This window comes from Williamsia sp. D3 (assembly GCF_000506245.1).
Lineage (GTDB): Bacteria > Actinomycetota > Actinomycetes > Mycobacteriales > Mycobacteriaceae > Williamsia > Williamsia muralis.
Genome location: NZ_AYTE01000020.1, coordinates 135,608 through 148,910 on the forward strand (window position 1 = coordinate 135,608; position 13,303 = coordinate 148,910).

General features: G+C 64.7%; 15 protein-coding genes. 5 read left to right on the forward strand and 10 right to left on the reverse strand.

Annotated features, from left to right (window positions below):
* Positions 1 to 15 precede the first annotated feature (15 nt).
* Positions 16 to 792 carry an SDR family NAD(P)-dependent oxidoreductase gene (locus W823_RS43880; protein WP_031332414.1) on the reverse strand — a complete coding sequence of 259 codons (777 nt, stop codon included), beginning with the start codon at positions 790 to 792 and terminating at the stop codon, positions 16 to 18.
* Between the two features lie 133 nt (positions 793 to 925).
* On the opposite strand from W823_RS43880, the gene W823_RS43885 reads away from it, so the two are divergent.
* From W823_RS43885 to W823_RS43890, 3 genes are read left to right on the forward strand one after another with little or no spacing between them, the layout of a single operon-like run.
* A complete protein-coding gene (locus W823_RS43885) occupies positions 926 to 2,521 on the forward strand; it encodes a hypothetical protein (protein ID WP_023958548.1) in 1,596 nt (531 codons plus the stop codon).
* Entirely contained in the window at positions 2,503 to 2,649 is a 147-nt protein-coding gene (locus W823_RS58855; protein WP_023958550.1) for a PEP-utilizing enzyme, read from the forward strand. The genes W823_RS43885 and W823_RS58855 overlap by 19 nt, the downstream gene beginning before the upstream one ends.
* A complete protein-coding gene (locus W823_RS43890) occupies positions 2,646 to 3,662 on the forward strand; it encodes an NADP-dependent oxidoreductase (RefSeq protein ID WP_023958552.1) in 1,017 nt (338 codons plus the stop codon). The genes W823_RS58855 and W823_RS43890 overlap by 4 nt, the downstream gene beginning before the upstream one ends.
* Here W823_RS43890 and W823_RS43895 read toward each other — a convergent pair.
* Positions 3,649 to 4,710: an NAD(P)-dependent alcohol dehydrogenase gene (locus tag W823_RS43895; protein WP_023958554.1), complete on the reverse strand. Its 1,062-nt coding sequence runs from the start codon at positions 4,708 to 4,710 to the stop codon at positions 3,649 to 3,651. The genes W823_RS43890 and W823_RS43895 overlap by 14 nt on opposite strands.
* Before the next feature lie 102 nt (positions 4,711 to 4,812).
* Between W823_RS43895 and W823_RS43900 the strand changes: the two genes are divergently transcribed.
* On the forward strand, positions 4,813 to 5,388 hold the full coding sequence (locus tag W823_RS43900) for a TetR family transcriptional regulator (RefSeq protein ID WP_023958556.1): 576 nt from the start codon (positions 4,813 to 4,815) through the stop codon (positions 5,386 to 5,388).
* Here W823_RS43900 and W823_RS0129305 read toward each other — a convergent pair.
* From W823_RS0129305 to W823_RS59295, 8 genes are all read right to left on the reverse strand, one after another.
* Entirely contained in the window at positions 5,347 to 5,769 is a 423-nt protein-coding gene (locus tag W823_RS0129305) for a DUF6114 domain-containing protein (RefSeq protein WP_235189541.1), read from the reverse strand. The genes W823_RS43900 and W823_RS0129305 overlap by 42 nt on opposite strands.
* Positions 5,763 to 6,335, reverse strand: a complete 573-nt coding sequence (locus tag W823_RS0129310) for a DUF6230 family protein (protein ID WP_031332417.1) — start codon at positions 6,333 to 6,335, stop codon at positions 5,763 to 5,765. The genes W823_RS0129305 and W823_RS0129310 overlap by 7 nt, the downstream gene beginning before the upstream one ends.
* A 139-nt stretch (positions 6,336 to 6,474) precedes the next feature.
* Positions 6,475 to 7,269 (reverse strand): maleylpyruvate isomerase family mycothiol-dependent enzyme, encoded by a 795-nt coding sequence (locus tag W823_RS43905; protein ID WP_023958558.1) that lies wholly within the window; start codon positions 7,267 to 7,269, stop codon positions 6,475 to 6,477.
* An 81-nt stretch (positions 7,270 to 7,350) separates the two neighbouring features.
* A complete protein-coding gene (locus tag W823_RS43910) occupies positions 7,351 to 9,141 on the reverse strand; it encodes an HNH endonuclease signature motif containing protein (RefSeq protein ID WP_023958560.1) in 1,791 nt (596 codons plus the stop codon).
* Between the two features lie 77 nt (positions 9,142 to 9,218).
* Positions 9,219 to 9,863, reverse strand: coding sequence for a histidine phosphatase family protein (locus tag W823_RS43915; protein ID WP_023958562.1), 645 nt, complete (start codon positions 9,861 to 9,863; stop codon positions 9,219 to 9,221).
* The gene (locus W823_RS43920) at positions 9,860 to 10,459 is read right to left on the reverse strand and encodes a histidine phosphatase family protein (RefSeq protein WP_023958564.1); all 600 of its coding nucleotides are present in this window, start codon (positions 10,457 to 10,459) and stop codon (positions 9,860 to 9,862) included. The genes W823_RS43915 and W823_RS43920 overlap by 4 nt, the downstream gene beginning before the upstream one ends.
* 45 nt (positions 10,460 to 10,504) lie before the next feature.
* Positions 10,505 to 11,437 (reverse strand): AMP-binding protein, encoded by a 933-nt coding sequence (locus W823_RS59290; protein ID WP_255326185.1) that lies wholly within the window; start codon positions 11,435 to 11,437, stop codon positions 10,505 to 10,507.
* The gene (locus tag W823_RS59295) at positions 11,404 to 12,051 is read right to left on the reverse strand and encodes a class I adenylate-forming enzyme family protein (protein ID WP_255326186.1); all 648 of its coding nucleotides are present in this window, start codon (positions 12,049 to 12,051) and stop codon (positions 11,404 to 11,406) included. The genes W823_RS59290 and W823_RS59295 overlap by 34 nt, the downstream gene beginning before the upstream one ends.
* 217 nt (positions 12,052 to 12,268) lie before the next feature.
* Between W823_RS59295 and W823_RS43930 the strand changes: the two genes are divergently transcribed.
* Complete coding sequence (locus W823_RS43930) at positions 12,269 to 13,297, forward strand: thiamine pyrophosphate-dependent dehydrogenase E1 component subunit alpha (protein WP_235189542.1); 1,029 nt, start codon at positions 12,269 to 12,271, stop codon at positions 13,295 to 13,297.
* Positions 13,298 to 13,303: the final 6 nt, after the last annotated feature.

Consider the following 13,303-nt stretch of genomic DNA (forward strand, 5'->3'; position numbering starts at 1 on the left):
AGAAGTCCGGTGAAGTCAGTAGGACGCGGTGCCGCCGTCGACGCTGAGTAGCGCTCCGGTGATTCCGGCGCCCGCGTCCGAGGCAAGCAGCATCGCCATTGCGGCAACTTCCTCGACAGTGTTGGGGCGCTTGATCGCCGACTCCTCGGCGAACAGAGCAACCATCTCTTCGAATGACATACCCATCGCCTCGGCGGTGGCGGGGCCGTTGTCCTTGATGATGTCGGTGATCACCAGGCCCGGGCAGATCGCGTTCACGGTGATGCCTTCGGTGCCCACCTCCCGGGCGATCGACTTGGTCATCCCGTTGATCGCGTGCTTGGCGGCGACGTAGGCGGTGAAGACAGGCTTGCCCTGCTTGCCCTCCACCGACGAGATGTTGATGATGCGCCCGTACTTGTTGGGAAGCATGTGCTGCAGCGCGCGGCGGGTGGCCCAGAAGTTGGCGTTGAGGTTCCAGTTCATCACCAGATTCCACTCGTCATCGGTGAGCTTGGCGGTGGGCTGAAGGTCCTTCGCACCACCGGCATTGTTGACCAGCACGTCGATGCGTCCGAACGTGGCGACCGTCTGCTCGATGAAGTCCTCGACGTCCGCCTGTACGGTCACGTCGCCGGGGAAGAATGCGGCTCGCTCGCCGACTCCGAGATCGGCCAGTGCCTTCTCGCCCTTCTCGGCCGACCGTCCGTTGAGCGCCACCTTGGCGCCTTCGGCGAGAGCCGCCTCGGCGATCCCTCGTCCAATGCCCTGGGTACCGCCGGTGATGGCGACGACCTTGTCTTGCAGCTTCATCAAATCTCCCTTGAACCAACGGTCGGTGAGTGCAGACAAGTTACTTGTATTCGTCTACAGTCTCGGTACAGTGTTACATGTCACATACAGTACTGCACCCAAAATATAGAAACTATCCCAGAGTCGAGATGAGATGACCGAAGAACGTTGGCTGGTCGATACCGATCCCAGCAACCGCCTGCCCGTGTACACCCGGCTGAACGCCAGCGACGTGCTGTCCGATCCGATCACCCCACTGGGCGCCGATCTCGGATGGATCCAGAACATCTTGCCCGGTTGGAACTTCGGTTACGCCAGCTTGGGCAGCTATTCGCTGGCGGAGAAGCCTGACGTGGCCGCATCATCCGGCATCTTCTACGGCCACCTGTACATCAACCTCTCGATGTCGCGGCTCGTCGGGATCCGCGGTGGACTGCCGGTGGAGTTGGTAGACCAGCTCTGGTACGGCGGCGACCCCGACATCCCCGCCTACGTGGGCCATCCGGACGACGAGAACGCAGACGCCAGCCGTCGCCTGGCCGACCGTAACGCCTGGGCGCTATCTACAGAAACCTTCCCGGAACTGGAGGAAGATCGCACGCTCGCGGATCGACTGCGTACCGAGCGGCCCGACCTCACGTCGCTGACCCCGGCAGCCCTCGTCGCGCGAGCACGTTCGGTGATGCCGCTGGAGCGGGTCGCCTGGCGTGGCGAGGTGGTGGCCACCAACTGCGCCGCTGTCGGCCCCGCCGTGCTCGGCCAACTGCTGGGTGCCGATCATCAGGACCTCATCGTCACGCTTGTCGGTTCGGCCGGCGACGTCGATTCGGCCCTGCCGTCGTATGCGTTGTGGGAGCTCGGTCGCCTTGTCCGCGCCGACGAGCAGCTGATGGCGGCTTTCGACGGTGGCGTCGCCGGGGTGGGTGCGCGGATCGCCGGCATCGATCCGAAGTTCGACGCGTCCCTCGAGCAGTTCCTCCTCGACTTCGGATACCGAGGACCGAACGAGTGGGACCTCGGTTCGGTTTCCTGGGAGACCAAGCCCGACCTGGTCTTCTCGCTGATCGATCGCCTCCGGCTGCAAGACGATTCGGCATCACCCGCCGCTCGGCTGTCAGAACATGCGTCCGCCACCGACGACGCGTTGGCGCGTGCCCGGGCCATCGTGGGTGACGACACCGAGGCACTCGCGACCCTCGACGCCGCGGTCGCATCGGCCCGACGGTTCGCAGCCTGGCGTGAACGGGCAAAGACCAACTGCATCAAGGTGTTGCACGAGGCACGTGTCCCGCTGGTCGAGTTGGGCCGACGGCTGCACGCGCAGGGTCATCTCGATTCACCCGACCACGTCTTCATGGCAGTCGACGACGAACTCGACGCCCTGGCCAGCGCGCCGGAGTCGATGACACGAACACTGGCCGACCGGCACCGGCAATGGCGCGAGCTGTTCGGACTGGAACTGCCGACGTTCCTTGACACCCGGGAGCCGATGCCCCCGCTGTCGGGTCTCAAGCGCAAGGGCGAATCGGTCGTCGAGGGTGTGAAAGTCGGTGACGTGCTGCAGGGTTCGGGTGCTTCGCCGGGCGTCACCACGGGGCGCACCCGCGTCATCACCTCGATGGACGCACTCGACACGTTCGAGGTCGGCGAGATCCTCGTCGCGCCGCAGACCGATCCGTCGTGGACTCCGCTGTTCATGGTGTCCGCCGGTGCGATCACGACGTGGGTGCCATGGGTTCGCACGCCATGATCGTCAGTCGCGAGCTCGGAATCGCTTGCACAGCGGGCGTTCCCGCGGCCACCCGAAGGATCCCGGACGGCGCGCTGGTCGAGGTCGATGGCTCCAAGGGCACGGTAACAATCCTGGAGCTGCCGTGAGCAGCGGTGTCATCACCACCACGCGCGCGGTCTTCCTGAAGGAGCGGCCGGCAGACGGGGAGCCCCGTCCAGAGCATTTCGAGGTTCGTGACACGGCTGTGCCCGAGATCTCGGGCGGTCAGGTGCTGGTGCAGAACCTGTTCATGAGTGTCGACCCGTCGATGCGGGGCCGTCTGGGCACTTCGGAGATGCACTACACCACCAACTTCCAGGTCGACGCCCCGCTGGACGGCTCGGCGCTGGGCGTGGTGGTCGACGGGAACGGCCTGATCCCGAACGGGTCGTACGTGCGCCACCGGTTGGGCTGGCGCGAACACGCCGTGGTCGACGCTTCCGCCGCGGCGGTCATCGATCCCCGCGGGCTCGAACTGCACCACTGGCTCGGGGCGCTGGGGCAAACAGGTTTCACCGCTTACGCAGGTTTGGTCCGTGCGGGCGAACTACGTCCGGGTGACGACGTCTTCGTCTCGGCTGCCGCCGGTGCGGTCGGCAGCACAGCCGGCCAGTTCGCGCGATTGATGGGTGCGCGCACCGTGATCGGCAGCGCGGGAGGCCCGTCGAAGGCGGGGAAGCTCATAGAGGATCTAGGCTTCGACGCGGGCATCGACTATCGCAGCGAGCCGATCGGTTCGGCTCTGCGGGCCGCGGCTCCCGATGGCATCGACCTCTACTTCGACAACGTCGGTGGAGACCATCTTGTCGCCGCGCTGTCGTCTCTGAAGGTCGGGGGCCGAGTTGCGCTGTGCGGGATGATCTCCAACGGTGGGCCTGACCGTCCGCCCATCGACGTGTTGATGAACGCCATCCTCAAGCGAATCACTCTGCGCGGCTTCATCGTCCGTGACCACGAAGATCTGAGGCCCGAGTTCGAGGATCGGGTTGTCGGTTGGCTTGAGGCTGGCGAACTGGTCGCCGAATCCACCATCTACGACGGTCTGGACAACGCCGTGGACGCTTTCCTGTCGATGCTCGGCGGCGGGAACGTCGGCAAGATGTTGGTCAGACTCGGCTGAGTTCGGCGGCATCGGCCATGTCGAGGACAAACCGGTAACGCACGTCGTTGCGAGACAACCGCTCCAATGCCTCGTTCACCTGGCGTGAAGGCAGCACTTCGACATCTGCGGTGATGTTGTGCTCACCGCAGAAGTCGAGCAGGTCCTGCGTGTGTCTGCGGCCGCCGCTGCCCGCAGAGCTGAGGCTCTTGCGGCCGATCAGCAGGTCGACGGTGTCGATCGTCATCGGCCCGAGATGCCCCACCACGCAGAGGGTTCCGTCCAGAGCGAGACAGCGGAGATATGGGGCCGGGTCGTGCTCCACCGGTACGCAGTCGATGATGAGGTCGAGTTTCCCGGTCATCTCCGCCATCGAGGCGGAATCGGTCGAGATCACCACGCGGTGAGCGCCGAGCCGAGAGGCGTCCTCGGCCTTTCCGGTCGACGTCGTGAACACCGTGACCTCGGCGCCGAGCGCATTCGCCAACTTGACGGCCATGTGGCCGAGGCCGCCGGCTCCCACCACACCGACTGACATGCCCGGACCGACAGAGTTGCTGCGCAATGGTTCCCACACCGTGATTCCCGCGCACATCAGAGGCGCCACTGCTGCGGGATCGAGGAGCGAAGGACGGTGGTAGACAAAACGGTCGCGAACAACGTACTCGGTGGAGTACGCACCCAGGGTGGTCGAACCGTCACGTCGGTCCGTGCCGCCATAGGTCAATGTCGGATAGTTTCGGCAGAAGTTCTCCTGACCCACCCCGCACATGTCGCAGTCCCCGCACGAGTCGACGATGTTGCCCACCGCCACCTCATCGCCCACTTCGAATGCGGTGACCGCCCCTCCCACCGCGGTGACTGTCCCGACGAACTCGTGACCGGGGACCACGGGGGACGAGCCCCGGTCGGGCGCAGAGTTGCGCACCGCGTGCAGGTCGGTATGGCAGACCCCGCAGAACGTGACCTGTACGGCAACATCGTCATCCCGGAGCTCTCGCCGTTCGAAGCGGAAGGGTTCGACACCTGACGTTGTGGTGCTCGCTCGATAGCCCGTGACTGTTCGCATCTGTTCCTCATCTCGATAACCAACCAACCAGTTGGATCTGACGGTAGGGCATGTTCGCCGACCGTGCAACCAACGAGTTGGTTTTGGGTAGAGTGGGCGTTCATGGGCGACGCATCAGAGACCAGGCGGCGAATACTGGCCGCGGCCACCGCGGAGTTCGCGGCCTACGGGATCGCCGGCGCCCGGGTCGACCGGATCGCTGCCACCACACCGATCAACAAGTCGCAGATCTACAGCTACTTCGGCAGCAAGGACAAGTTGTTCGACGCCGTGTTCGCAGCGCGTGTTGATGCCGACGTGGACACCGTGCCGTTTGACGCGGACGATCTCCCCGGTTACGCCGTACGTCTGTACGACATGTACCTCGAGGACCCGTGTCTTGTTCGGTTGTTGTCTTGGGCGAGGTTGGAGCGCACGCCCACAGGCGCCCTCTTCGCGCACCTACCGAACCGCGATGCCGATGTGCTTCAGGCGATTTCGGACGGCCAGGCGCGCGGGATCCTCGTCGACGATGTAGGTGCGGAAGACTTGTGGTCCATGTTGATCGCGTTGGCGAGCACCTGGGCCCAGAATGCCATCGTCTACACCGCGACCGGTGACGACCGCCCGGAGGATCACAGCCGACGACGGGCGGCCCTACGCGTGGCGGTCGGCCGCGCTTTCTGCCGAGACCGGTGAACGCGGGGCATCAGACCAGGCCAGCACCAGGCTCGCACCGATGATGCCGAGCAACGTGCCGATGATGAAGCCGCCGAAGTTGGCTGCCGGGAGTGCTACCAGCGCGATGATCATGGCGCTGACACCCGCGGGCAACTTCACGCTCGGACGCAACAACGAAGCCACTCCGCACAGCAACATCAGCGCGCCGAGCAACAGGGTGGATACGCCGGAGATGGTGCTGATGGTGACCAGGACATCGCCGACATGGATGGTCGTGTAGGCGGGCAGCAGCAGGCACAGACCTGACAAGATGATCAAGGTGGCACCCCAGAACGGACGTTGTGTCCGCCAGTTCCGGAATCGCGCGCGTCGGGTCTGAGTGCTTTCCGTGGTCAGCAAGTTGTGGATCCCTTGTCGACGTCGATGGTGAAGTTCTTCATCGACACCGCGCTGGCGTTCAGGGAGATGACGTCGATGCGGGCTTGCGTCATCGTCGCGTTCGCTGCCGTCTTCCCGGCTGTCACCACGCCCTCGGCCTGGCCCGTCGCGGAGACGTCGAGTCCGAGCTGCGCCGGTCCCGCCTTCACGGACCCTCCCACGGAGGAGGCATCGACAACCAGGTTGTCCACGGTTGTGTTGTTGCCTGGAACCCGGATGTACATGGTCACGTCACCGATGAACGGAAGGCCGTGTGCCACAGTCGAGAGGCACACGTCGGTCAGTTGCGCGGATTCCATGCTTATGGCGGCACTGGGCAGATTTCCTTCGGTGGTGGTCTCCACCTCCCGGGCGAACAAGGTGACGTTCTGCGCCGTGCCCGACGAAATCGTCGCCAGTGACGACTGACCAGAGATCGACAAGTTCATGGGCAGATCGCCGTTGGCGATACCTCCACCGATGAGTGTGGCGCCGACGAGGCCGACAAATGTGCACGCAGCGAAGCGGCGTTTCCGGATGGATCCCATGTGCGAGCCCTAAAGGTGGTGGGTGAGAGACAGACGTGGCGTCAGATCACCGGGCACATGGGCAGAACCCGGCTGATCACGCTCGCTGTACCCATCGTCGCGCACGGGCAAACCGTTTCGGAACCCAGGGAGTCGGCCGTCACACGATGTTGATGGTGTCCAACACGGTCGAGGCGTAGTCGGAGTCACCATCGACGGACACGTGGTCACGCCATGAAGTACGAGTTGTGCCCCACATCACAAAAGACGTTGCAGTAGAGGCGATCACGGTGTCTGCGTCGATGATTCCGGCCACGACGGTGAGGAGCTCGGAGCCGGGTCGCAGGGTCCACTCGCCGCCGCCCGGGCCGGAAAGACGGACGCCCAGCGGGCGGTCGAGCACCGAACTGACCGGCTTGCACATCTGCGGCAGTCCGGCCCACATCCAGCCGATCGCAGCGCTCAGCACCTCGTTGTCCGGCTCGGCGACCGAGCGAGTGACCGGGCCTTCGGGTGCCAGTAGATCCACATACATGTGGCACCACATGTCGAACGCAAAGGCATCCGAAAGTTGGTGACTCTGATACGTTCCCAGGTCTGTCATGGTCATCGGAGTGCTTGCCACACCGTCTTGTTGCATCATCTCCAGCACGCCCATGGCGCCGTCGGCGCTGCTCAGGAACTCGTCGGCGACTTGAAGGCTGGTCCAGTCGCGGCGCTGCGCCACGAGCAGTTCCTGCATCTCCTCGGCAGTGGCGGGAGCCGGTGCTCCGGGATCCTCGGCCGGGGGATCGACCATCACCTTGAAGTTCGAACCCGTGTGTGCCACCAGGTCTTTCACCGACCACCCGGCGCAGCGGCTTGGCGCCTCCCACTCGTCGGCCGTAAGGCTGCGGACAACGTCCGAGTACCTCTCGGCGAGCTTCTTGCTCGCGACCAACCCGGCTGTGCTCATAGGGGACTCCCTCGGCGAACGATACGCACACTGTGACGCGCGTCTCAATATCGACAGTCAATCAACAAACAGGTGGCGTTGTCAAGTAACTGAGAAGGGTGGAGGAGCGAGCTCGTCCGTCTCCTGACTTCGTCGGCGGTTTCGTTTCCTTTCCTGTTGACGGCGTACGTGTTTGGCAGCGGTACGCGTCTTCTGTCGGCCGTCCGTGAATGGTGGCGACTGAGATGATGGGCGTCTGCGGGGCACCGGGCCGGCGTCCCAGACGAGACGCGCGAGCACCGGAAACAGGTCTTCGCCGGTCCAGGCTGGGCCGCGATAGGTGCGCCCTTCAGGCGTGATGAAGACGGGCCGGGTGCGACCGTTGCGCGTGTCCGGGTACTGGTCATCGAGCCAGTCGGAGTAGGTCTTGAGCAGATGGTGAAAGCGGCAGAGAACCTTCATGTGGCCCGGGTGGGTATGTCCTCCGGTGGCCGGATCGTTGTGGTTGTACTCGTGGGTGTGGTCGAGGTCGGCGCCCCAGGCCTTGCGGTCGCAGCCAGGCCACGTGCAGTAGCAGTCGCGGATGCGTATGTAGCTGTCTGCGACTGCGGATGGCCTGTACGGGTCGCCTGGTTGTACGGCAGGCAGTGGAACGGCCTGCACAAAAGGCGGTTCGACGGCGTCCGGCGTACCTCTGACGTCGACGCTCGGAATGCTCCGTGGTGCCCGGCGATACAACGTCCGCGGGGTGAGGTCACCGTCGGATGATGTGTGTTCTTCGGACACCTGCTCGGGATCTCCGCGGTCGCGAACGAAACTGGGGGCTTCTGCGGACCGGGGGTCGTCCAGATGCGACGTGGGGGCGGTCTCTGCGAAAGACTCGTCCCGTCGCACCTCCCGGTAGTCGTTTCCCATGGAACGGGCGACGACTTCCGGTTTGGTTGCGATGTCGCGCACATGGTCAGCACTGATCACCCCATGTCCGGCGAGGTATCCGGGGCTGTCTGCGCTGCCGTCGACGGTGGCTTGATCGGCGATCACGTGAAGGATGATCTTCACGTCGATGCCCGACGCCACGGCCTCGTGGGTCGGGACCGTGCGAATGTCGGCTGTGCAGGGGTGCTTCGGGTCGTTGGGGCACTGGCAGTAGAACTCGCGGGCCATCACGACTGCGAACAGAGCGTCGGCCATCCGGTCGGACTTGCGTCGTGGGTCGGCCTTGCAGACCGACATCGCCAGCCTCTCGAGACGCGCCATGATCATGGCGGTCTCTTCGGCGCTCGCGACCGCATCGATGGCGGACATTCCGTGCTCGATGTTGTTCGACCACACGCCGCGCTTGTTCTTCGCGTCTTCCCGATCGTTACGGACGAGGTCAGGGTCGCGGCGAAATATCGTGGAGTCAACCATGTCTCGCATACGGTTCTTCGACCACGATCCGTTTCGTTGCAGGTGCCCAGCTATTTCGTGGTCGATGTCGGCCATGAACGCTGACCCGTCTATCAGGTCGGTCCTCGAGACGATCGTCGCGATGTGATGAGCTACAACCCGTCCTTGCCGCAGTTGTTCGTTGACGGCCGGTAGCCGGTCTCGCAGAGCCAATGCTCGCGACAGGTGGTGCTCGGCACCCTGCTGTGTGATCTGCTGCGCCGCTGCCAAGCGCGCCGCGCAGACGGCGAACGGGTCGAGCGCCCTCAGCGCCACCGCCGTGTCGTCATGTGGCTCAACCAGTCGCCGATGCAGCTGTGCGGCAGCGTCGTAACGCGCCCACTCCAAGTAGGCCTGGCCTGCAACCGCTGCCTCGGCGTTACGCAGCAGCTCATTGGGCCGCGACACCGCCGCGGCGACTATTCCGGTTGCCCGTTCCTGCTCTGATCTTGTCCCCCCGAACATGTGTTCGAGTATATCGGGGGGGTCTGACAATCCCCACCGAGTTCGGCTCGCCGGAGATCTCCGGCGTCGCTGACCTGCTAATCCCGCAGGTGCGCGGTTTCATTCACGGACTGGATGACAAACCTGCCCGAGCGCAGCACCGCGACGCGCGTCATCGAGGTGTAGCCGGGGTTGAAGAAGAACGGCGAAGGGGCCTGCAGGATGTCGGTCAGCAGGGTGTTGATCACACCGCCGTGGGACACGATGACGGTCAGCTGCCCTGATGCCCGCTCGGCCGCCTCGGTCACCGCTGTGCGCATGCGGGCCGCTGTTGCGACCTTGTCGTAGTCGGGGATGAACTCGTCATATCGGCCCTCCGCGAAGGCTTTTCCTCGCGGCGTGGCTGCGATGGCCTCGGGCGTGGCGTAGGTGGTGCGGTCGCTGTCCCACTCGCGAAGCCGCTTGTCCACCTGCACATCCAGGGCGTGCGGCTGCGCTGCCAGCAGCGCGGTTTCGTGTGCTCGGGCGTAGTGGCTGGAGACGAACTGGGCCACCGGCTCCGCGCTCAGCCATTCGGCGAGACGCCGGGCCTGAGCGACACCCTCGGCGCCCAGTGAAGGGTCGGCCACTGCGGGGCCTCCAGGTAGTCCATGGCGGACCAGGATGATCTGACTGGCTGTGGCGATGGTGTCGGCGGCGGTGGTGTCTGGGGTAGCGGTGACCGTGTTGTCGACCTGTGTCATGGGTTCACCGTGCCACGCAGGTGGGCGGTGTCGTTGATGGCATCAACAACGGTTACACCGGAATCGAGTCGGAGCAGCCGGGCCACGGAGGTGTAGGCGGGGTTGTGCCAGAACGTCTTCGGCATCTCGAGTACGTCCGCGATGGCTGCGTTGAGGATGCCGCCGTGGGCGACCACCACCACCCGTCCCGATCCGTAACGTTCGATCACCTGCTCCATCGCACTCCTGGCGCGGGCCCGGAACTTCGGCAGATCAAGTTGCGGCACATAGTCTTCGAACCGGCCGGCCGCCACGGCGAGCAGCCGGGGATCGTCCGGTTCCATGTCTTCGAGGGCGACATAGTCTTCAGGGCTGATGTCGTCGTCCCATTCACGAAGATCTTCGAGGACAAGATCCACCTCGCGGCCCAACCCGGCTGCGATGGTGTCAGCGGTTTCACGCGCGCGGGCCAGAGGACTGGAGACGATCGCATCGACCGTCTCGTGTCGCAACCATTCGGCGAGTTTGCCGGCGTCGGCGATCCCCTCTGGCGCCAGGACGGGATCACGAACCCCCGACACAGGTTGGCCATGCCGGACGAACAGGATCTCGATCATCGGTGCCTTTCGAAGAGCATCAGGTCGTGCGGACGAACGGGTGACTCAGCCGGCTATCGTGCGGCCGGTGGCCCAATAGGGGGCGCGCAGGGCCTTCTTGTCGAGTTTGCCCATCGCGTTTCGTGCCAGCTCGTCGACGACCACGTATTGCTTGGGGCACTTGTACGAGGCCATCGACTCCTTGGCGAACGATGCAAGCGCGTCGACGTCCAGCGAAGTGCCCTGTGCGGGAACAACAAGCGCGAGGAGCGCTTCACCGAGATCACCGTCCGGTACACCGATCACGGCGACCTCGGCAACATCCGGATGGGTCAGCAGCACGCGCTCACTCTCGGCCGGGTACAGGTTCACCCCGCCGGACACCACCATGTCGGCCACCCGGTCGGTGATGAAGACGTACCCGTCGTCGTCCACGTAGCCGACGTCCCCAAGAGTCGCGACGCCGGGCAAAATGTAGGCGGCAGCGGTCTTTTCGGGATCAGCGTGGTAGACCACACCGCGTTCGGGTGGGGTACGAAATCCCAGCACGCCGACGGCGCCGCGCTCGAGTTCGGTGCCCTCGTCGCCCACGACCACGGCCTCGAACGGCGGCACGGCCCGGCCGACGGAGCGTGGATGCTCCAGCCATTCCGCCGAGTCGATCTTGCACACGGTCCCGATCTCGCTGCCGCCGTACGATTCGATGAGCACCGGCCCGAACCAGTCGATCATCGCGCGCTTCACGTCCGCCGGGCAGGCCGAGCCGGTATGTGCCACATACTCCAGGCTCGACACGTCGTACCCAGCCCTCACGGCTTCGGGTAGAGCCAGCAGGCGCTGAAAGTGTGTGGGCACCATCAACGTGGAGGTCACCCGATGCGTCTCGATCAGTTCGAGGGTCCGCTCCGGATCGAAACGGCCGAGGATCACCACCGGCTGGCCGGAGAGCAGATGGCGAATCGACGTCAGCGGTCCGTTGTGTTGCAGGGGACCGACCACGAGGTGGGTGCCCGCCGGGTACCCCGATCGGCCTGCGACTGCGTCGCGAAGTCGGCGGCGTTGGCCGCGGGCGCCGGCAGCCAGTGCACCTCGGTTCCCCGAGCGCGCCCGGTTGTGCCAGACGTGTAGACCAACGGGGGCCGTGCGGGTCGCTGACCGGGAGCCGCTGTGGCACCCGAGGTGGTGGGAGAGTCCAGAAAGTCAGCCCAGGTGACAACACCGTCGGCGGCGGGAGCGTTGTGTGCGATCACGGCGCGCAAGTTCGCCTTGCCGGCGGCTTCGGTCGCCGACTGAAGGCCGAGAGGTCCGGTGACCACCGCCACGGATCCGGAGTCGATCAACTGGTCGGCCATCTCACCACCCTTGAGCTGGCGGGATACCGCGACCGGCCCCACGCCGCGGCCGATGGCTGCAGCGTGCGCGAGCAGGGTTTCCACGTTGTTCTCGCCGATCACCGCGATGCGCTCGTCTGGATCGCTTGCCAGGCCGATAAGCCGCTCGCCGAGGGCGTCGAGAATGCCCAGGACCTCCTGCCAGGTCGTGACGGTGCGGTCGTCCACCAGGGCTGTGCCGGCGGGATCGGTCATCGCCCGATCGCGGATTCGGTCGAGCATCGACTCAGTCCTTCCAATACGTCCGTGTAGGCGCCCATCGTGCGATTTACTGGATACCAAGTCAAGTAAGACGTGGGCCGCGGATCTGCTGCAGTAACTTTATAGTGATTCTACTTACATTCGGCTACAGTAGTGGTCGATACTGCAGAAGAAGTAAACAAAGTCGCCCCCGGCGTCCATGACTGCAAGGTACGAAACGAGAGAAGAGGTGCTCGTGGTGACTTCGACCGCGACCAACGCAACCCGCGAGGCCATTGAGCCCGTCGGATCCAATGACCCCACTCCGAGCAAAGAAGTGCTGCTCGACCTGCACCGCCGTATGGTCCGGATCCGGCAGTTCGAGACCGAGGCAGGTCGCCTCATGGAGGGCGGCAAGCTTCCCGGCTTCCTGCATCTGTACGTCGGCCAGGAAGCGGTGGCCGCCGGCGCCATGAGCAATCTGCGCGACACCGATCAGATCTCCTCGACCCACCGCGGACACGGTCACGCCGTGGCCAAGGGGGCGCAGTTCCGGCAGATGTTCGCCGAACTGTTCGGCCGGGTCGACGGCTACTGCAAGGGCCGCGGCGGCTCGATGCACATCAACGACCTCTCCATCGGCATGCTCGGCGCCAACGGGATTGTCGGAGGCGGTATCCCGATCGCCGTCGGAGCTGCGTTCGCGGCCAACTACCGCGGCGAGGACACCGTTGCCATCCCGTTCTTCGGCGACGGCGCAAGCAACATCGGCGCGTTCCATGAAGCAGCGAACATGGCCGGGATCCTGAACCTCCCGGTGGTATTCGTCTGCGAGAACAACGGCTACGCGGAGTTCACCGCACTGCGCGACCACATGAAGCTCGAGAACGTGGCCGATCGCGCACCTGCGTACGGCTTCCCCAGCGAGATCTGCGACGGAATGGACGCGATCGCCGTGCGTGCCGCGGTGGGGCGCGCCGTTGAACGAGCTCGAAATGGCGGCGGTCCGACGCTGGTCGAGGCCAAAACATATCGGTACTACGACCACCAGGGAGTCAAGGGTCTGCGCAAGACCTACCGGACCGTCGAAGAGGTCGAGGCCTGGAAAGAACGGGACGCCATCAAGCTGCTCGAGGCCCGCGCGGTCTCCGAAGGTGTTGTCACCGAGTCCGAGTTCGCACAGATCTGGACCGAGGTGGACGCCGACATCGCCGAATCCGTGAAGTTCGCTGAGAACAGCCCATTCCCGGACCTGGCCGACTTCGCCCTGAACGTCTACAGCGACTGAACCCGA